At 69.9% G+C, this 19223-nt stretch carries 22 protein-coding genes; 12 read left to right on the forward strand and 10 right to left on the reverse strand.

What is annotated here, in order from left to right; all coding sequences use genetic code 11:
• Positions 1-21: 21 nt before the first annotated feature.
• Positions 22-684, reverse strand: coding sequence for a DUF6226 family protein (locus CBF90_RS04575; protein WP_088380008.1), 663 nt, complete (start codon positions 682-684; stop codon positions 22-24).
• Between the two features lie 98 nt (positions 685-782).
• Between CBF90_RS04575 and rmuC the strand changes: the two genes are divergently transcribed.
• Positions 783-2030 carry a DNA recombination protein RmuC gene (gene rmuC / locus CBF90_RS04580; RefSeq protein ID WP_064956494.1) on the forward strand — a complete coding sequence of 416 codons (1248 nt, stop codon included), beginning with the start codon at positions 783-785 and terminating at the stop codon, positions 2028-2030.
• A 39-nt stretch (positions 2031-2069) separates the two neighbouring features.
• Here rmuC and CBF90_RS04585 read toward each other — a convergent pair whose 3' ends face one another.
• Together CBF90_RS04585 and glpX are read right to left on the reverse strand one after the other, a co-directional pair.
• Positions 2070-2252, reverse strand: a complete 183-nt coding sequence (locus CBF90_RS04585; RefSeq protein ID WP_023950432.1) for a hypothetical protein — start codon at positions 2250-2252, stop codon at positions 2070-2072.
• Positions 2253-2383: 131 nt separating this feature from the next.
• Positions 2384-3373 (reverse strand): class II fructose-bisphosphatase, encoded by a 990-nt coding sequence (gene glpX, locus CBF90_RS04590; protein ID WP_036304839.1) that lies wholly within the window; start codon positions 3371-3373, stop codon positions 2384-2386.
• 211 nt (positions 3374-3584) lie between these two features.
• Here glpX and fbaA point away from each other — a divergent pair, with 211 nt between their 5' ends.
• Positions 3585-4613, forward strand: a complete 1029-nt coding sequence (gene fbaA, locus CBF90_RS04595) for a class II fructose-bisphosphate aldolase (RefSeq protein ID WP_064956492.1) — start codon at positions 3585-3587, stop codon at positions 4611-4613.
• Between the two features lie 72 nt (positions 4614-4685).
• Here fbaA and CBF90_RS04600 read toward each other — a convergent pair whose 3' ends face one another.
• Together CBF90_RS04600 and CBF90_RS04605 are read right to left on the reverse strand one after the other, a co-directional pair.
• Positions 4686-5267, reverse strand: a complete 582-nt coding sequence (locus CBF90_RS04600) for a DUF6264 family protein (protein WP_064956491.1) — start codon at positions 5265-5267, stop codon at positions 4686-4688.
• Positions 5264-6325, reverse strand: a complete 1062-nt coding sequence (locus CBF90_RS04605) for a 4-hydroxy-3-methylbut-2-enyl diphosphate reductase (RefSeq protein ID WP_081731715.1) — start codon at positions 6323-6325, stop codon at positions 5264-5266. Before CBF90_RS04605 ends, CBF90_RS04600 begins: the two co-directional genes overlap by 4 nt.
• A gap of 58 nt (positions 6326-6383) precedes the next feature.
• Here CBF90_RS04605 and xseA point away from each other — a divergent pair, with 58 nt between their 5' ends.
• From xseA to CBF90_RS04640, 7 genes are read left to right on the forward strand one after another with little or no spacing between them, the layout of a single operon-like run.
• Positions 6384-7694 (forward strand): exodeoxyribonuclease VII large subunit, encoded by a 1311-nt coding sequence (gene xseA, locus CBF90_RS04610; RefSeq protein ID WP_088380009.1) that lies wholly within the window; start codon positions 6384-6386, stop codon positions 7692-7694.
• Positions 7695-7704: 10 nt separating this feature from the next.
• Positions 7705-7938 carry an exodeoxyribonuclease VII small subunit gene (locus CBF90_RS04615; RefSeq protein WP_023950420.1) on the forward strand — a complete coding sequence of 78 codons (234 nt, stop codon included), beginning with the start codon at positions 7705-7707 and terminating at the stop codon, positions 7936-7938.
• Positions 7938-8579 (forward strand): DUF4245 family protein, encoded by a 642-nt coding sequence (locus tag CBF90_RS04620; RefSeq protein ID WP_023950418.1) that lies wholly within the window; start codon positions 7938-7940, stop codon positions 8577-8579. Before CBF90_RS04615 ends, CBF90_RS04620 begins: the two co-directional genes overlap by 1 nt.
• The gene (locus CBF90_RS04625) at positions 8576-9253 is read left to right on the forward strand and encodes a carbonic anhydrase (RefSeq protein ID WP_036304560.1); all 678 of its coding nucleotides are present in this window, start codon (positions 8576-8578) and stop codon (positions 9251-9253) included. The genes CBF90_RS04620 and CBF90_RS04625 overlap by 4 nt, the downstream gene beginning before the upstream one ends.
• Before the next feature lie 29 nt (positions 9254-9282).
• Positions 9283-10677, forward strand: a complete 1395-nt coding sequence (locus tag CBF90_RS04630; protein ID WP_023950414.1) for an aspartate ammonia-lyase — start codon at positions 9283-9285, stop codon at positions 10675-10677.
• Between the two features lie 10 nt (positions 10678-10687).
• A complete protein-coding gene (locus tag CBF90_RS04635; RefSeq protein ID WP_023950412.1) occupies positions 10688-11662 on the forward strand; it encodes a cell wall metabolism sensor histidine kinase WalK in 975 nt (324 codons plus the stop codon).
• Positions 11659-12312, forward strand: a complete 654-nt coding sequence (locus CBF90_RS04640; RefSeq protein ID WP_088380010.1) for a response regulator transcription factor — start codon at positions 11659-11661, stop codon at positions 12310-12312. The genes CBF90_RS04635 and CBF90_RS04640 overlap by 4 nt, the downstream gene beginning before the upstream one ends.
• A gap of 39 nt (positions 12313-12351) precedes the next feature.
• Here the strand turns inward: CBF90_RS04640 and CBF90_RS04645 are convergent, their stop codons facing one another.
• The gene (locus CBF90_RS04645; protein WP_052007714.1) at positions 12352-13671 is read right to left on the reverse strand and encodes a PhoH family protein; all 1320 of its coding nucleotides are present in this window, start codon (positions 13669-13671) and stop codon (positions 12352-12354) included.
• Between the two features lie 228 nt (positions 13672-13899).
• Positions 13900-14676 carry an isoprenyl transferase gene (locus CBF90_RS04650; RefSeq protein ID WP_023950409.1) on the reverse strand — a complete coding sequence of 259 codons (777 nt, stop codon included), beginning with the start codon at positions 14674-14676 and terminating at the stop codon, positions 13900-13902.
• A gap of 96 nt (positions 14677-14772) precedes the next feature.
• On the opposite strand from CBF90_RS04650, the gene CBF90_RS04655 reads away from it, so the two are divergent.
• The gene (locus CBF90_RS04655) at positions 14773-15465 is read left to right on the forward strand and encodes a hemolysin III family protein (protein WP_023950408.1); all 693 of its coding nucleotides are present in this window, start codon (positions 14773-14775) and stop codon (positions 15463-15465) included.
• Between the two features lie 15 nt (positions 15466-15480).
• Here the strand turns inward: CBF90_RS04655 and CBF90_RS04660 are convergent, their stop codons facing one another.
• Positions 15481-15726, reverse strand: coding sequence for a hypothetical protein (locus CBF90_RS04660; protein WP_023950407.1), 246 nt, complete (start codon positions 15724-15726; stop codon positions 15481-15483).
• 80 nt (positions 15727-15806) lie between these two features.
• Here CBF90_RS04660 and CBF90_RS04665 point away from each other — a divergent pair, with 80 nt between their 5' ends.
• A complete protein-coding gene (locus CBF90_RS04665) occupies positions 15807-16202 on the forward strand; it encodes a DUF4307 domain-containing protein (protein ID WP_071918024.1) in 396 nt (131 codons plus the stop codon).
• Between the two features lie 84 nt (positions 16203-16286).
• Positions 16287-16778: a transcription elongation factor GreA gene (gene greA, locus CBF90_RS04670; RefSeq protein WP_023950404.1), complete on the forward strand. Its 492-nt coding sequence runs from the start codon at positions 16287-16289 to the stop codon at positions 16776-16778.
• A 25-nt stretch (positions 16779-16803) separates the two neighbouring features.
• On the opposite strand, the gene ilvA is transcribed toward greA, so the two are convergent.
• Positions 16804-18030, reverse strand: a complete 1227-nt coding sequence (gene ilvA, locus CBF90_RS04675) for a threonine ammonia-lyase (RefSeq protein WP_064956486.1) — start codon at positions 18028-18030, stop codon at positions 16804-16806.
• Positions 18027-19208 (reverse strand): AI-2E family transporter, encoded by a 1182-nt coding sequence (locus tag CBF90_RS04680; RefSeq protein ID WP_064956485.1) that lies wholly within the window; start codon positions 19206-19208, stop codon positions 18027-18029. Before CBF90_RS04680 ends, ilvA begins: the two co-directional genes overlap by 4 nt.
• Positions 19209-19223: the final 15 nt, after the last annotated feature.

The raw sequence follows: 19223 nt of genomic DNA on the forward strand, positions 1-19223 counted from the left end.
CGCGGGCTGCGGGGTGCGGGACTATGCGCCATCACCCCGCGACGCCTGCGCGCGCGGCCACGGTGCCCACCCGTCCGCAACCGCGCGGAGCACCTCCGAGGCGCGCGAGAGCCGCTCCACCGGAAAGTCCTCCCCGCGCGACTGGCCGGATCGGCCGCCCTCGGGGAATCTGAACGCGTGCTCCACCGGAAGCTCGGCACCGGGCACGATGGCCTCGCGGAAGTTCCCCGTCACGACCGCGAAGACCTGCTCCTCGAGTTCGTCTGCGATAGACCGCCAATCCTCGTCGCATGCGTCGCACCCGCAATGCGGGTAGTGAGCGTCATACAGCAGTCCCGAGTGCACCGAGAGTCCCGGATACGCATCGAACACGAAAGTCACCGATGCGCACCGCGGGTCGGCGGGACGCAGGCGCACCGCGCGAAGCACAGCGAAGGAGCTCGGTCTGTTCAGATCCGAGGCAACGTCAATACCCTCCTCGACGTCGACCTCGAAGGTCTCGCGGAGGTACGAGATGAGAGCGTCGGCGACAGCGTGCAGCGGCGCGAAGCGCTCCGGATGCGTGTCGACCGAATAGGTCTCTTCTGGAGGCGATCCCGGCCAGCGTCTGCCGTACTCGATGACCGCGCCGTCGGCATCGCGGAACACCGGCGCGTCGACGGTCGGGCGCACGTAGCCGTTCATACCGACATCCTCGCTCACCGGGGCGCTTCCGGCCCGCGCGCGCCGCGCCGCGCAACCCGCCTCCGGGCGATGTCGGAGGCACCCGGCATCCTGGACACATGGACGCCGCTCTCGTCTTCATCCTCATCGTCGTCGCCGCGATCGCCGCCGCGGCCGGCTGGTTCGCTGGCTCCGCTCGCGCCTCACGCGACGGAGCAGCCGACCGCGCTCGGCTCGAAGCGCGCGCTGCGGTCGCGGAGGCCGAGCGCGACGCCCACGCCGAGCAACTGGAACGACAGCGCGAGCTGCAGCGCGAGCTCGGCACGCAGGCTCGGCTCGATCAGGCCGCTCGCGACGAACGCGAACGCCGCGAGCAGGCCGTGCTGCGTGCGCTCGCCCCGGTCCAGGAGTCGCTGCAGGCGATGCAGGCGAAGGTCGAGCTGCTTGAGCGCGAACGCAGCGAGCAGTTCGGCTCGGTCGCAGAGCAGCTGCGGCTCGGGCGCGAGACCGACGAGGCGCTCCGATCGACGACGGAATCGCTCGCCGGCGCCCTGCGGTCGAGCGCCGCACGCGGGGTCTGGGGCGAGACGCAGCTCCGACGCATCGTCGAGTCCGCCGGGCTCACGCGCTACGTCGACTTCGAACTGCAGTCCAGCATCTCCTCCGACAGCGGAGCCGGACGCCCCGACCTGGTCGTGCGCCTCCCCGGCGACAAGGCGCTCGCGGTCGATGCGAAGGTGCCGCTCGACTCCTACCTCGAGGCGAGCGCGATCCCCGTCACCGCCCAGGGTGAGGAGGCCCGGCGTCGCAAGACGCTGCTGACGGCGCACGTCAAGGCGGTCCGCGCCCACGTCGATGCGCTCGCGAAGAAGGCCTACTGGCAGGGTCTCAGCTCGAGTCCCGAGTTCGTGGTCTGCTTCATCCCCAGCGAATCGCTCCTCGCCGCGGCTCTCGACGAAGACCCGGCGCTGCTCGACTACGCGTTCAGCCGGCGCGTCGCCCTCGCCTCGCCGGTGAACCTGTGGGCTGTGCTCAAGACGGTGGCGTACACGTGGACTCAGCAGGATGTCTCCGACGAGGCCCGGCGCCTGTTCGACCTCGGCAACGAGCTGTACCAGCGGCTCGGCGGCCTCGCGTCACACGCGAACGACCTGCGGCGAGCAATCGAGCGAACGGTCGAGTCCTACAACAAGTTCGTGGGCACGCTCGAGAGCAGGGTGCTCGTGACGGCGCGGAAGTTCCCGGGAATCGACGAGACACGGCTCGAGGCGACGAGTGCGCCGAGTCCGATCGAGGCATCGACGAGGATGACGACAGCCCCCGAGCTGCTCAGCGCGGACGTCGGGGAGCTTCGTGAGCGGCTGTGACGCCGCCGTAGAGGGTGTGAAAGAGCGGGGGCTCGCGGGTCAGGCCGGGAACATGTTGACGAGGCCGACGACGGCGACGGAGACCGCGACGAAGGCGCCGATCATCCACCAGGCGCTCATCTGGTGCCCCTCCGGGTGGCGCCGGCGCAGCAGAACGTCCGGACGTCGCGCGGGGTCGATCGTCACCGCGACCTGACCGGTCGGCGGGTTGTTTGCTGTCATCGACATGGTTCTCCCGGGTGCTGACATGAGGGTGGTCATCGCCGTTGATACCGCTGCCCATTGTGACAGAGCCTCGCTGGGAGCATCAGTGGTTGACACGCAGTCGTGTCGTGATAGTTACCCGCCCCGTGTCAGAGCCACTTCGAGGTGAGGTGCTCCGAGGTGATCCGACGCAGCGTCCCCGAAGCGCCGCGCAGCACGACGCTCTCGGTGTAGACGTAATCGCCCTCCCGCCGAACACCCCCGACGAGCTCACCGTTGGTCACGCCCGTCGCGACGAAGATCGTGTTCTTGCCCCGCACCAGGTCGTCCGCTTCATACACATGGCCGTCGAGGCTGAGCCCCGCGTCGATGCCACGCTGCTTCTCGTCGTCGTCGCGGGCCCAGAGCCGCCCCTGGATGTGGCCGCCGAGGGCCTTGATCGCGCATGCCGTGACGATGCCCTCCGGGCTGCCCCCGATGCCCACGCACATGTCGGTGCGCGCGTTGTGCCGCGCCGCGTTGATCCCGCCCGCGACGTCACCATCGCTCATGAGTCGCGTACCCGCGCCGGCATCTCGGATCTCCTGGATCAGCTGGGCGTGACGCGGGCGATTGAGGACCGAGACCACCAGCTCATCGACCGGCTTTCCGAGAGCCTTCGCGAGTCGCCGGATGTTCTCGGCGATCGGCAGCCGGATGTCGACGACGCCGACACCCGCCGGGCCGGTGACGAGCTTGTCCATGTAGAACACCGACGAGGCATCGAGCATCGCGCCCCGGTCAGCCACCGCGATGACGGAGAGCGCGTTGTTCCGTCCCTCCGCGGTGAGAGTGGTCCCGTCGATCGGGTCGACGGCGATGTCGGCCTGCGGTCCGCGACCCGTGCCGACCTTCTCGCCGTTGAACAGCATGGGAGCGGCATCCTTCTCGCCCTCACCTATGACGATCACGCCGTCGAAGTTCACGGTGGTGAGGAACGCGCGCATCGCATCGACCGCCGCCCCATCGGCGAGCTCCTTCTGCCCGCGGCCGATGAACGGCACCGAACGGATCGCCGCTGCCTCGGTCGCGCGCACGAGCTCGAGCGCGAGGTTTCGATCGGGATGCAGCGGACTCATGTCGGCGGTCAAACTCACCATGGGGCACAGCATAGGTCGGCCACTGCGTGACGACGGCTCGTTTTCATCCGTGCCGCGACGAAGGAATCGGGATTCTTAACAGATCGGTAGGCCGAGCCGTCTGGCGCGCGCTCCGCAAACACGGCGCATCGTTTCTCCGGCCGCGCCGCGGACGGCGACAGCCGCCTTCGATAAAGTGGGCTCGGTAACACCGCCGATCTGAGGAGCTTTCATGCCCATCGCCACCCCCGAACAGTACGCAGAGATGCTGGATCGCGCGAAGGCCGGTGGTTTCGCCTACCCCGCCATCAACGCTGCCAGCTCGCAGTCCATCAACGCCGTCCTCCAGGGTCTGACCGAGGCCGGCTCCGACGGCATCATCCAGGTCACGACCGGTGGCGCCGACTACTTCGCCGGACACACCGTCAAGGGCCGCGCCACCGGCGCGCTCGCCTTCGCGAAGTTCGCGCACGAAGTCGCCAAGAACTACCCCATCACGGTCGCGCTCCACACCGACCACTGCCCGAAGCCGGCCCTGGACGACTTCCTGCTGCCGCTCATCGCGGCATCCGAGGAAGCCGTCGCCGACGGCGGCCAGCCGATCTTCCAGTCGCACATGTGGGACGGCTCGGCCGTGCCGCTCGCCGAGAACATCGAGATCGCCAAGGAGCTCCTGCCCCGCATCAAGGCGATCCGCGCGATCCTCGAGGTCGAGATCGGCGTCGTCGGCGGCGAGGAGGACGGCGTGCAGCACGAGGGCTCGAACGACGCCCTCTACACGACGACCGGTGACGTCTCCCAGGTCGTCGAGGCCCTCGGCCTCGGTGACCAGGGGCGCTGGATCGCCGCCCTCACGTTCGGCAACGTCCACGGCGTCTACAAGCCGGGCAACGTCAAGCTCAAGCCCGAGCTGCTCGGCGAGATCCAGGCCGGCATCGCCTCGAAGTTCGGCACGGGCGAGAAGCCGCTCGACCTCGTCTTCCACGGCGGCAGCGGCTCGACCGACGAGGAGATCGCCCTCGCCGTCGCGAACGGTGTCGTGAAGATGAACATCGACACCGACACCCAGTACGCCTTCACGCGCTCGGTCGCCGGGTTCATGTTCCAGAACTACGACGGCGTCCTGAAGGTCGACGGCGAGGTCGGCAACAAGAAGGCCTACGACCCACGCGCCTGGGGCAAGAAGGCCGAGTCGGCGATGGCCGCTCGCGTCGTCGAGGCCACCAAGCAGCTCGGTTCCTTCGGCCAGTCCCAGAGCTGACGGCTCCACCACACGCAACGGCGCCCCGCGGATTCGTCCGCGGGGCGCCGTTCCGTCGTTCTGGGGCGTGCGTCAGCGTCCGGTCGAGAACCCGTCGATCACGCCCGGGTCCGACAGCAGCGGAGCCGCCAGCAGCAGGCTCACGATGACGAAGGTGACGATCGCGCCGACGAGCGGGATCCACCATGACAGCCGGCGCAGCGACAGCGACCACCACGACAGCGCCGCCGTCAGCAGCCACCCGGCTCCGTAGACGACAGCGGCCGCGATGCCCCAGGCTCGCCCGCCCGCGGGGTCGGCGAGCGTCCCCTCGATGCCCGCCATATCCATCCACGTCTGCGCGAAGCCCGTGAAGTCGACCAGCTGCGGGATGGCGCCGAGCACCGTCACCAGGCCGTAAGCGAGCAGGGCCACCGTGATGATGCGGTCGGCGAGCCGCGTGGGGCGCGCCGCCGACGTGGTCGGCCGCGGCGAGGGAAGCTGCTGTCGCGCGGACTCGTGCGGGCGGGATGCCGCTGAGCGGGCCGGCACCTGCGCCGTCTCGACCACATCGGGGTGCGGTGCTTCTCCGCCCAGTGCCGCGATGCGGGCGCGCTGCTCCTCGGGGGTGGCGTACTCGCCGTACTGCGGTCGCGGACGTTCCTGCTCGCTCACGACCGGCCCCGTCCGCCGCGTGCGCGGGCGTCCTGCGTGCCGGCTGCATCCGTCCGCAGTTCCTTCGGCAGTGAGAACATCAGGTCTTCCTCCGCGGTCCGGACCTCGTCGACGTCGGCGTACCCGGCGTCCGCGAGGCTCGCGAGCACCTGCTGCACGAGCACCTCGGGCACCGACGCGCCGCTCGTGACCCCGACCGTGCGGACGCCGTCGAGCCACTCCTGGCGGATCTCGTCGGCGTAGTCGACGCGGTACGCGGCACGAGCGCCGTATTCGAGCGCGACCTCCACGAGCCGCACACTGTTGGAGGAGTTCGCCGACCCCACGACGATCACGAGGTCGGTCTCGGCCGCGATCTTCTTGATCGCAACCTGCCGGTTCTGGGTCGCGTAGCAGATGTCGTCCGACGGCGGATCCTGCAGCTCGGGGAACCGGACGCGCAGGCGCCGAACGGTCTCCATCGTCTCGTCGACCGACAGCGTCGTCTGCGACAGCCACACGACCCGCGACGGATCGCGCACCTCGACGGTGTCGGCGTGCTCGGGCGACGTCACGATCGTGATGTGCTCGGGCGCCTCGCCCGCGGTCCCTTCGACCTCCTCATGCCCCTCATGGCCGATCAGCAGGATCTCGCGGTCGTCGCGCGCGAACCGCACGGCCTCACGATGCACCTTGGTCACCAGCGGGCACGTCGCGTCGATCGCCTGGAGGCTCCGCTCGGAGGCCGCCGAGACGACGGCGGGCGACACGCCGTGAGCACTGAAGACGACGTGGGCCCCCTCCGGCACGGCGTCGACCTCGTCGACGAAGACCGCTCCCCGCTCCTCGAGCTCGCGCACAACATGGATGTTGTGCACGATCTGCTTGCGCACGTAGACGGGAGCGCCGAAGCGCTCGAGCGCCTTCTCGACGGCGACGACGGCACGGTCCACCCCGGCGCAGTAGCCGCGCGGGGCCGCGAGGAGCACCCGCTTGGCGGCGCCCACAGGGATATCCTGGAGACGGCCGTGACGCCCCGGCACGCGGGGAACGGGCAGCCGGACGGCGGGAGTGCTCACTCCTCGATTCTACGAGGCGCATCCTGTCGGCCGCTCGGAACCGGCCGTGAGGAGCCCCATGCCGTCGTTCGAGACCGCGCCCGATCAGACGCCGCCGCCGGATGCCGTCCACCCCCGCGACTCCTCACCGCAGACGCCGACCTCGATCTCGCGGCTCAACGAGACCATCCGCGACTTCGTGCAGCGATGGAACGCCGTGTGGGTCGAGGGCGAGATCACGTCGTGGAACCTCCGCGGCGGTCATGTCTTCGGCCGTTTGAAGGATGCCGAGGCGGATGCCGCGCTGTCGTTCCGCCTCTGGTCGAGCACGCTGCAGCGGCTCGGCGCGAGCCCCCAGGTCGGCGATCGCGTCGTCGCGTGCGTCAAGAGCGACTACTTCGTGAAGTCCGGCGACTTCTCCTTCACCGTGTCGGCCATGCGCCCGACCGGCCTCGGCGATCAGCTCGTCCAGCTCGAGCGTCTGCGCGCGAAGCTGCGGTCGGAAGGGCTGTTCGACCCTTCGCGCAAAAGGACCCTGCCGTTCCTCCCTCACACGATCGGACTGATCACGGGTGAGCGCAGCGACGCCGAGCGCGACGTGCACCGCAACGCCGAGCTGCGCTGGCCCCATGTCTCCTTCCGCACCGTCCACGCGGCGGTGCAGGGCGACCGGTGCGTGCCCGAGACCATCGCGGCGCTGCGCACCCTCGACGCCGACCCCGAAGTCGACGTGATCGTCATCGCGCGCGGCGGCGGCGACCCGCAGACGCTCCTCGGCTTCAGCGACGAGCGGCTGCTGCGCGCCGTGGCCGCGGCGACCACCCCCGTGGTCTCGGCGATCGGACACGAGAACGACCATCCGCTCCTCGACGACGTCGCCGATCTTCGCGCCTCGACGCCGACGGACGCCGCCAAGCGGGTCGTGCCCGACGTCGCGGAGCAGCGCGCGCTCGTCGAGCAGCTGCGCAGCCGCGCCCGCACGCGACTGACCCAGCGCGTCTCGCACGATCTCGCGCAGCTCGAGCAGCTGCGATCGCGGCCGGTGCTGCGCAATCCGGAATCGCTCATGACGACCCGTGCGCACGAACTCCACGTCCTCACGGCGCGCGGTCGCGACGTCGTGACGCGCCGCATGGACGCCGCGGGACACGAGGTGTCCCGTCTCCGCGCGACTCTGCGCGCGCTCTCCCCGGGAGCGACCCTCGACCGCGGCTACGCGATCGCCCATCTCGACGAGGGAGTCATCATCCGCGACGCGGCGCAGGCCCCGGCGGGCGTGCACGTCACCGTCACCGTCGGTCGCGGCGCTTTCGCGGCGCGGTCCGAGGGCGTCGTCGACGATGGGGCCGCGCCAGCGGAGGCGGCGGGCTCACCGGCGGACCCGTCCTAGAATGGCTGACATGACTCCGCCGGCCGAAGGGCTCTCCGCCGACGTCGAGACCCTCAGCTTCGAACAGGCGCGCGACGAGCTGGTCCGCGTCGTGGCCGAGCTCGAACAGGGGGCGCCGACCCTCGAGCAGTCGCTCGCCCTGTGGACGCGCGGCGAGCAGCTCGCAGCTCGGTGCGAGGAATGGCTGCTCGGCGCCAAACGCCGGCTCGACGAAGCGCGCGCCACGCGCGCGGACGACGCGTGATGGCCAAGGGGCCTCGCGTCGTCGCCGAGCTGGGGCGGCCCGAGACACCCGACGAGACAGCGGCGCGGAAGGCCGCGTCGTCACAGGTCTACCGCTCGAGCCAGAACGTCCGGAACCTGCTCGCGGCGCTCATCGTCACGGTCGCCGTCGTGGCGGTGATCGTCTTCGCGGTGCCGCGCGGCTCGGTCCCCGAGCAGCCCGGCATCGACGTCGCTGCGGTCGCGGCCGACGTCGGCTCGGGCATCGGCCGCGAGCTCGTGGCTCCCGAGGTCCCCGAGTCGTGGCGCGTGAACAAGGCGGAGCTCGCCGGCGACGACGTCCAGACCTGGGAGATCGTCTACGCGCCCGCCAGCGGGTACGTCAACGTGCAGCAGGCGTTCGACGCCGACGCCGGCTGGGCATCGCGGCAGATCAGCGGCGCGCGCACGACCTCGACCGAGACCATCGACGGTGTGTCGTGGGAGGTCTTCGAGATCCCCGACCCTGCGCGCGCCGGGAATATCTCCTACGCCCTGACGACGCAGGCGGGAGCCGACACCATCCTCGTCTACGGCGGCGGGGCCATCGACGCCGAGACCGTCCGCACCGCTGCGCGCGGCCTCGCGACCCAGATCGTCGAACTGCAGGAGGAGACACCATGACGTCGACCGCGGCCGCTCCGGCATCCCCCACGCCCCAGGAGGCCTGGGACGAGATGCGCGCGGGCAACATCCGATTCGTCGAGGGCGCCCCGCGTCACCCCCGGCAGGACGTCGAGCGACGCCACGAGATCGCCGGCTCGCAGACTCCGCGCGCCGCGCTCTTCGGCTGCTCCGACTCGCGCCTCGCGGCCGAGATCATCTTCGACGAGGGCCTCGGCGACCTCTTCGTGATCCGCAACGCCGGCCAGGTCATCTCCGACTCCGTCGTCGGCAGCCTCGAGTACGCCGTCGCGGTGTTGAACGTGCCGCTGATCGTCGTCCTCGCCCACGACGCCTGCGGCGCGGTGCGTGCCGCGATCGACAGCACCGGCATCGACGCTCCCCCGTTGCCGCCGCTCATCTGGCGTCAGATCTCCCCCATCGTGCCCGCCGTGCGCCGCGTCCTGCGAGCCGGAGCCGACGCCGGCGTGACGCCCGAGACCGTCGACCCCGAGGTCGTGGGTCGCGAGCACCTGCGCGACACCGTCGGCCAGCTCCTCCACGCGTCCGAGCTCATCAGCACGGCCGTCGCCGAGGGGCGACTGGCGATCATCGGAGCGAACTACCGCCTCGGCGAGGGCGCCGCCGAAGCCTCCATCATCCTCGGCGACGTCCACGACGACGCCGCATCCTGACGACATCACACCGAGAGAGGAACAACGACGTGACCGACATCGAGTACCGCATCGAGCACGACACCATGGGAGAGGTCCGCGTCCCGAAGGACGCCCTCTACGCCGCGCAGACCCAGCGCGCGGTCGAGAACTTCCCGATCTCGGGCTCGGGGCTCGAGTCGAGCCAGATCGCCGCTCTCGCACGGATCAAGAAGGCCGCGGCGCTCGCCAACAAGGAGCTCGGCACGCTCGACCCCGCCATCGCGGACGCGATCGCCGGAGCAGCGGATGAGGTCGTCACGGGCCGCTACGACGCGCACTTCCCCGTCGACACGTACCAGACCGGTTCCGGCACCTCGTCGAACATGAACATGAACGAAGTGCTGGCCACCCTCGCGACCCGCGCGCTCGGCAGCACGGTGCACCCGAACGACCACGTCAACGCGTCGCAGTCCTCCAACGACGTCTTCCCCACCTCGGTGCACATCGCCGTGACCCAGGCGCTCATCGACGACCTCATCCCCTCCCTCGACCACCTCGCGGTCGCCTTCGAGACGAAGGCCGAGGAGTGGAAGGACGTCGTGAAGTCCGGTCGCACCCACCTCATGGATGCCACGCCGGTGACCCTCGGTCAGGAGTTCGGCGGCTACGCGCGCCAGATGCGGCTCGGCATCGAGCGCGTCCAGGCCGTGCTGCCGCGCGTCGGCGAGGTCCCCCTCGGCGGCACCGCCGTCGGGACGGGCATCAACACGCCCCTCGGCTTCCCGCAGAAGGTCATCGAGCTGCTGGCGGCCGAGACCGAACTGCCGATCACCGAGGCGAAGGACCACTTCGAGGCCCAGGCCAACCGAGACGGCCTCGTCGAGGCGTCCGGCGCACTGCGCACCATCGCCGTGTCGCTGACGAAGATCAACAACGACATCCGCTGGATGGGCTCGGGCCCGAACACCGGCCTCGGCGAGCTCCACATCCCCGACCTGCAGCCCGGGTCGTCGATCATGCCCGGCAAGGTCAACCCCGTCGTGCCCGAGGCTGTGCTGATGGTCTCCGCCCGGGTGATCGGAAACGACGCCACGGTCGCGTGGGCCGGAGCATCCGGCTCGTTCGAGCTGAACGTCGCCATCCCGGTGATGGGCACCGCGCTGCTCGAGTCGATCCGCCTTCTCTCGAACGCCGTGCGCGTACTGGCCGACAAGACGGTGGCCGGCCTGGAGGCGAACGTCGAGCGTGCCGCCGCGTTCGCCGGCATGTCGCCGTCGATCGTCACCCCGCTGAACAAGCTCATCGGATACGAGGCTGCCGCGAAGATCGCCAAGCACTCCGTCGCCAAGGGCATCACGGTTCGCGAGGCCGTGCTCGACCTGGGCTACGTCGAGCGGGGCGAGCTGACCGAGGCGCAGCTCGACGAGAAGCTCGACCTGCTGTCGATGACGCACCCTGGTTGATAATCGGAGGGTGAACCCGTCGCGGTCGGAGGCCCGGCGCGCACGCATCCTGGGGATCGTCCTGGTGATCGTGTGCGCCGGCTTCGTCGTCGCCGCGATCGGTTCGCTGCTGGTCTTCCTCCTGCTCGGAGCAGAGCTCCCCTGGGCAGCGGTCCTCGTGTTCGCCGCCGTCGGCGTCGGCACCCTCGTCACGTTGTGGCTCGTGGGCTGGCCTCTCCTGGCCACCCCGCCGCGCGAGGCGGCGGCGCAGGACGCCTTCGATGCGGCGGTCGAGTCGCAGCGACGGCTGCTCGACGACGTGCGCCACGAGCTCAAGACGCCGATCGCCATCGTGCGGGGGCACCTCGAGCTCGTCGACGCGACCGACCCCGCGGATGTCGACACCGTGCGCGAGATCGCGATCGGCGAGCTCGACCGGATGACGCGCCTCATCGGCGACATCGACCTGCTCGCCTCGGTCGAGGGAGAGCGTTTCGCCATGGACGAGGTCGACATCGAGGGCCTCACTCAGCGGGTGGTCGACCTCGTCACCGTCATCCCCGGCCACGAATGGGCGGTGGAGGCCACGCAGCGCGGCATCATCCACGGCGACGCCGACCGCCTGCTGCAGGCGTGGCTTCAGCTTGCCGACAACGCCGCGAAGCACACCCCGGCCGGCACGGCCATCGAGCTCGGCAGCGGCGTCTACGCCGGAGCCTTCCACCTCTGGGTGCGCGACCACGGCCCGGGCATCCCGCCGGCGGCTCGCCACCGCATCTTCCGCCGGTTCGACCGCGGCGGCCGTCGCCGATCGGCGGGCGGCTCGGGGCTCGGCCTCGCGATCGTCGACGCGATCGCCAAGGGCCACGGCGGATCCTGCGCCGTCACCGACACCGCCGGCGGCGGCGCGACCTTCACCATCACGATTCCGCTCCGTTCGAGCCTGCGTCTTCCGGCGCCGGTGAGGGCGGGAGAAGTCGTCCTGCAGCGCAAGGAGATCGGATGACCCGCATCCTGCTCGTCGACGACGAGCCCCACATCATCGCCCTCCTCGAGCGCGCGCTGCGCACCGACGGGCTCGAATCCCTCGTCGCCGAGGACGGCGAGACGGCGCTCGAGCTGTTCGAGGCGGAGCAGGTCGACCTGATCATCCTCGACGTGGGGCTCCCCGGCATCGATGGCTTCGACGTGCTGCGCCGCATCCGGGCGTCGGGCTCGGCGGTACCCGTCATCATGCTGACCGCGCGCAGCGGCACGAACGACACGGTCGAGGGGCTGGATGCCGGTGCGAGCGACTACGTGCCGAAGCCGTTCGTGGTCGCCGAGCTCCTCGCTCGTGTGCGTTCGCGACTGCGCGAGAGCGCGGGCCCGGCCACCGTCATCACCCGCGACGGGGTCAGTCTCGACATGCTGACCCGCCGCGCGACGGTCGATGGTCGGGACATCGACCTGTCGGCGCGCGAGTTCGCCCTCGCGGAGCAGTTCCTCCGCCATGCCGGGGAGGTCCTCAGCCGCGAGACGCTGCTCAGCCGCGTCTGGGAGCTCGACTTCGACCCGGGCTCCAACGTCGTCGACGTGTACGTTCGCTATCTGCGCGGCAAGGTCGGCGCATCGCGCATCGTGACGGTGCGCGGCGAGGGCTACCGCTGGGAGTGAGGCCGGCCCCGGTCTTCCCGAGGCCGGCCCCATCCGGGACTAGCTGAGTTCCCCCGCCTCGAGAAGATCGGTCACGAGCGCAGCGATCGCCGAACGCTCCGACCGCATGAGCGTCACGTGCCCGAACAGGTCGTGTCCCTTGAGCGTCTCGATGACCGAGGCGATGCCGTCGTGGCGTCCCACCCGCAGGTTGTCGCGCTGCCCGACATCGTGGGTGAGCACGACACGCGAGTTCTGACCGATGCGGCTCAGCACCGTCAGCAGCACGTTGCGCTCGAGCGACTGGGCCTCGTCGACGATGACGAACGCGTCGTGGAGCGAGCGGCCCCGGATGTGGGTGAGCGGCAGCACCTCGAGCAGCCCGCGCGCGATGATCTCCTCGACGACGTTCGCGGAGACGACCGACCCGAGCGTGTCGAAGATGGCCTGGCCCCAGGGATTCATCTTCTCCTGGGCGTCGCCGGGAAGATACCCGAGCTCCTGCCCGCCGACGGCGAAGAGGGGGCGGAACACGATGATCTTGCGCTGCTGCTGCCGCTCGAGCACCGATTCCAGGGCCGCGCACAGCGCGAGGGCTGACTTGCCGGTCCCGGCTCGGCCGCCGAGCGAGACGATGCCGACCTCGGGGTCGAGCAGGAGGTCTATCGCGATCCGCTGCTCGGCCGAACGTCCGTGCAGCCCGAAGACGTCGCGGTCGCCCCGTACGAGGCGGAACGAGCCCGGGCCCGTCACCCGCCCGAGCGCGGAGCCGCGCTCGGAGTGGATCACGAGTCCGGTGTTCACGGGCACCCCGCGCACCTCGTCGCTCGTGGCGACCTCGCTCTCGTAGAGGTCGCTCATCTCGTCACCGGAGAGATCGATGCCGGCGATCCCGGTCCATCCGGAGTCCACGGCCTGCTCGGCGAGATACTCCTCGGCGCTGATGCCGAGCGAGGCCGCCTTGACGCGCATGGGCAGGTCCTTCGACACCACCGTGACGGGCTGACCCTCCTGAGCGAGGTGCATGGCGACGGCGAGGATGCGGGTGTCGCTGTCGCCCAGCCGCATCCCCGCCGGAAGCACAGAGGGGTCGGTGTTCGTCAGCTCGACGCGCAATGTGCCGCCTTCACCGACCGGCACCGGGAAGTCGAGACGGCCGTGCTCGACCCGCAGGTCGTCGAGGTGACGCAGCGCCTGGCGCGCGAAGTACCCGATCTCGGGATCGTGCCGCTTTCCCTCGAGTTCGGTGACGACCACGACGGGGACGACCACCGAATGCTCGGCGAAGCGGAACAACGCTCGCGGATCGCTCAGCAGGACCGACGTGTCCAGCACGTAGGTGCGCAGCTCCTGGTCGAGCTCCTCACCTCCGCCGTGGATGACGCGACGCTGCTGCTCTGTTGCTCGTGCGGCCACAACCCACTCCCCGCCTCGGGTGTCTCACCCGATTCACACGAGTCGACCAGGGGTCACGAGTCGTGAGAAGGCCGACTCGAACGGGCGCCGTGCCCGTTGCGACGACAGTACGGCGGCCGACCTGCGCGCCACCAGCGCGACACGCCCGCGAACATTTCGCGACGGTGAACTCTGCGTTGCGGACCAGGCGCGTCAGCCGCCGAAGCGGCGGTCGCGCGTCGCGAAGTCGCGGATTGCGCGCAGGAAGTCCACTTCGCGAAGGTCCGGACCGAGCGCCTCGACGAAGTAGAACTCGCTGTGGGCCGACTGCCACAGCAGGAAGTCGCTCAGGCGTTGTTCACCCGATGTGCGGATGACGAGATCGGGGTCGGCCTGCCCACCGGTGTAGAGGTGCTCGCCGATCTGCTCGGGCGTCAGACTCTCCGCGAGCTCCTCCATCGATCCGCCCCGCTCGTGGTGGCTCGTGATGATGCTGCGCACGGCGTCGACGATCTCGCCCCGCCCGCCGTATCCCACCGCCAGGTTGACGTGCAGACCGGTGTTGTCCCGGGTGCGGTCCTCGGCCTTGGCGAGAACGCGGGCGAGGTCCTCGGGCAGCTGCGCCGCACGGCCCACGTGCTGCACGCGCCAGCCCGGCTCGCTCGAGAGCGTCTCGGCCAGCTCCGCGATGATCTCGAGCAGGTCGGCGAGTTCACGCGAGTCGCGCTTGGCGAGGTTGTCGTGGGAGAGCAGGTAGAGCGACACGACGCGGATGCCGAGCTCGTCGCACCACCGCAGGAACTCGTACATCTTCGCCGCCCCGGCGCGGTGCCCCTCCGCAGGAGTCGGGTAGCCCGCCTGGCGCGCCCACCGGCGATTGCCGTCGATCATCATGGCGACGTGATGCGGAACGGTCTCCGGCGTCAGGTGCCGGCGCAGCCGGGACGCATACAGGCGATAGAGGGGTCCTCGTCCGCGGTTCGCAGCCACTCCCCTACGTTACTCCCCGCCCTCATGTGAACGCTGGCATATGGCGGCGCGTACTCTCGTAATGTGACCCGACCCGCACCCGATGAGGGCGTCGAGATGCCCCAGCTCCCCCTGTTGGACGCCGCTGCTGCGAGCGCTCAGATCGAGCTGCGCCCGTCGTGGCGGGGCTGGATCCACGCCGGAACCTTCCCCGTGGCGATCGCCGCCGGCATCGTTCTGATCGTCCTCGCACAGGGCGCGCCGGCCAAGTGGGCGAGCGCCGTGTTCATGACCACCTCGCTGCTTCTGTTCGGCAACTCGGCGCTCTATCACCGCTTCGACTGGAAACCGCGCACCAAGGCGATCCTCAAGCGGATCGACCACGCGAACATCCTGCTTCTGATCGCCGGAACCTACACGCCGTTGGCGGTGCTGGCGCTTCCCACCGAGCAGACCGTGCTGCTGCTTTCACTGGTGTGGGGAGGCGCGATCGCGGGGATATTCTTCCGCGTGTTCTGGATACACGCGCCGCGCTGGCTCTACGTCGCGCTGTACCTCGCACTGGGCTGGGCCGCCGTGATGTACATCGTGCCGCTGTTCCAGGCCAACGCCGCCATGATGATCCTCGTGATCGTCGGTGGTCTGCTCTACAGCGGCGGCGCCGTGGTCTACGCGCTGAAGAAGCCGAACCCCTGGCCGGGACACTTCGGATTCCACGAGATCTTCCACGTGTGCACGGTCCTGGCGTTCCTCTGCCACTGGACGGCGTGCCTGCTCATCGCGCTCCAGCCCGCATACCACGCGGGTTGAGGCCGGCGCCCGGGGTCAGCGGGTGTCGGCGTCCTGCTCGCCGCGAGCGGCGGCATCCTCCTCGTCGAGCTGCTCGCGCACCTCGGCGCGGTACCGGCCGCGCCGGACCCGTCGCAGCATGTCGAGCAGCAGGAGCACCACCGCGATCGTCAGGATCACGATCGCTCCGAAGCCCCACGGACCGGGGGTGACCGACGTGGGGTCGACCGTGATCTCGGGGATCGGAGTCGCCGCCGATGTGAGCCACAGGAGGGAGTTCATGGTTCCTCGATCTGCGCGAGAAGCGCTTAGCCTGGAAACACCAGCCTAATCCCGTCAGAACCCCCTCGGAGACCGCCACCATGACGACGCAGCTCAAGCTCGACCAGCGCTACGGTCGGACGCGCGAGAAGCGTTCCCGCCGCATCCTGATCGCCGTCGCGGGCGTCCTCGGCGCGGGCATCCTCGGACTCGTGGCGTGGACGACGGTCAGCGGGGCCATCACCTCCGTCGACACCGACGCCACCGGGTTCGAGGTGATCGACGAGCATTCCGTCGTCGTCTCGTTCCAAGTCAGCGGCGCGCGCGACAAGCCGCTCGCCTGTGCGCTCGAGGCGCAGGACACCGAGCACGGCGTGGTCGGCTGGCGCGTCGTGGAATACCCCGCGGCGGACGGCGTCTCGCGAGCTTTCACCGAGACCATCCCCACCGTCGCCCTCGCGACGAATGGTTTGGTGACCTCCTGCTGGATCCCGTAGTCTAGGCATTTCTTGTGCGCCCCGGTCGGATGCCGGGGCGTTCGCCATAGGCGGCTGTGCGCCGCGCCAGTCCAAGGAGATCACATGTCGAACGACGCTCCCGTCACCTTCCTCACGCAGGACGCCTACGACCGTCTCGTCGCGGAGCTCGAACACCTCTCGACGACGGGCCGCGAAGAGATCGCCAAGCGCATCGAGGCAGCTCGCGAGGAAGGCGACCTGAAGGAGAACGGCGGCTACCACGCCGCCAAGGACGAGCAGGGCAAGCAGGAGGCGCGCATCCGCACGCTCCAGCAGCTGCTCAAGGACGCCACCGTCGGCGAGGCCCCCGAGTCCGACGGCACGGTGCTGTCGGGGACCGTCGTCACCGCGCTCGTCGCGGGCGGCGAGGAGGTCTTCCTGCTCGGCAGCCGCGAGATCGCCGCCGGCTCCGAGCTCGACGTCTACAGCGAGGCCTCACCGCTCGGCGAGGCGATCCTCGGCCTCAAGGAGGGCGACAAGACCTCCTACACCGCGCCCAACGGACGCGAGATCTCCGTCGAGATCGTCAAGGTCGAGACCTACTCGGGTCAGTGACCTCTCGGCTTCGCGCCGTCGTTCGTCAATCGGCGACGACCTTCGGCGCGAAGCCGGCATCCTCGAGGATCGAGATGACCTGAGCGCGATGCTCCTCGCCCCGCGTCTCGACGCTGAGCTGGAGGATGACCTCGCTGATCTGCAGCCCCTGCCCGTGGCGGGTGTGCAGCACCTCGATCACGTTCGCCCCCGCGACCGACAACAGCTCCGAGACGCGTGCGAGCTGGCCGGGACGGTCGGGCAGCGGGATCTGCAGCGTCATGTAGCGTCCGGATGCCGCGAGTCCGTGTGACACCACCCGCTGCAGCAGCAGGGGGTCGATGTTCCCGCCGGAGAGGACCGCGACCGTCGGTCCCGACGACGTGACCTTGCCCGCGAGGATCGCGGCGACGCCGACGGCGCCCGCCGGCTCGACGACCTGCTTCGCACGCTCGAGGAGCACCAGGAGCGCGCGGGCGATGTCGTCGTCCGAGACGGTCACGACCTCGTCGACGAGCTCGCGGATCACCGCGAACGTCTCGTCACCGGGACGCGCGACCGCGATGCCGTCGGCGATGGTCGGCGTCGTCTCGACCGCCAGCGGCATCCCCGCCGCCAGCGACGAGGGATAGGCGGCGGCGTTCTCGGCCTGAACGCCGATCACGCGCACCCGTCGCCCCTCGGCCGCCGCGCGGCCCTTCACGGCGGCCGCGACACCGGCGATGAGCCCGCCTCCCCCGATGGGAACCAGAAGCGTCTCGATGTCGGGCACCTGGTCGACGAGCTCGAGCCCGAGCGTCCCCTGTCCCGTGATGACGTCGGGGTGGTCGAACGGATGGATGAGCACCGCACCCGTCCGCTCCGCGAACTCCGCCGCCAGGCGGAGCGGCGTCTCGACCGTCGCTCCCTCGAGCACGACGTCCGCGCCATAGCCGCGAGTAGCGAGAAGCTTGGGAACGGGAACCCCGAGCGGCATGAAGATCGTCGCCGGGATGCCGAGCTTCTGCGCTGCGAGCGCGACGCCCTGCGCGTGGTTGCCGGCCGAGGCCGCGACCACACCGCGAGCGCGCTCCTCCGCGGTCAGCCGGGAGAGGCGGTAGGTCGCGCCGCGGATCTTGAACGACCCGGTGCGCTGCAGGTTCTCGAGCTTCAGGTGCACGGGCACGCCCAGGAGATCCGAGAGGTGCTCGGAGTACTCCATCGGCGTGCGGGTGACGACGCCGTCGAGCACGGCTGCCGCGGCGTCGAGATCGGCCGGAGTGGGTCCGGTCATGCGTTCTTCCTCCGGTCTCGGGGCACAGTGCTCCAGATCATCTCATCGGGTCGCGGCGCGACCCCGGTCTCCCACGATCGTCGCGAAATGTAGAGCACGACGACGTTGACGAATGCGGCCAGCGGCACGGCGAACAGCGCGCCCGGGATGCCCGCGATCATCGCTCCGCCGGCGACGACGATGACGACGGCGAGCGGATGGACCTTCACAGCCGACCCCATCAGCAACGGCTGCAGGATGTGCCCCTCGAGCTGCTGCACACCGAGCACGATCACGAGCATCCACAGGGCGATCCAGGGGCCGTTGTAGACGAGCGCGAGGAAGACGGCGAGAGCTCCCGTGACAACGGCGCCGACGAACGGGATGAACGCTCCGAGGAACACCAGCACCGCGATGGGAGCGGCCAGCGGCACGCCGAGGAACAGCGCGCCCAGGCCGATGCCCGTCGCGTCGATCGTCGCGACGAGCAGCTGCGTGCGGGCGTAGGTCACGACCGTGCGCCATCCGGTGCGACCCGCGCCGTCGACCGCGGGCCGCGCCTGACGCGGGAAGAGGCGGACGACCCAGCGCCAGATGCGACCGCCGTCAGCGAGGATGCACAGCAGGATGAACAGCACCAAGAGCGCGCCGGTGGCCACATGACCCACGGTGGATCCGATCGCGAGGGCGCCCGACCACAGGAGCGAGGCCTGCTGCTCGAGAAAGCCCCAGCCCTGCTTCAACAGGCCGTCGATCTCCGTCGAGGTGAGATGGAGCGGTCCGTCGATGAGGTACTGGCGGAGCTGACCGACCGCTTCGACCGTGCGCGCCTGCACGGACGCCCACTGCCGGCTGATCTGCCAGATCGCGAGCCAGAGCAGACCCGAGATCACGGCGATCGTCGCGAGCACGCTCAGCACGATCGCTGCCCAGCGCGGCACACGGTGCTCGAGCATCCAGAGCAGTCCGGGCCACAGGAGGGCGGCGATGAGGATGGCGATGAGCAGCGGGATGACGAGCAGCTTCAACTGGATGATGATCCAGATGGCCACGCCGGCGGCGGCCGCGACCACGAGCAGCCGCCACGAGTACGCCGTCGCCAGACGCAGGCCGCGAGGAATGCTCGTCGACGTCTCGGTCGCAACGGTCCGGTTGCGCAGGGCGTCGAGGAACGACCGCCCGACCTTGTCGTCGCTCATCCCGTCAGTCTAAGA

The sequence above is a fragment of the Microbacterium sp. AISO3 genome (assembly GCF_002204305.1).
Classification (GTDB): Bacteria; Actinomycetota; Actinomycetes; order Actinomycetales; family Microbacteriaceae; genus Microbacterium; species Microbacterium arborescens.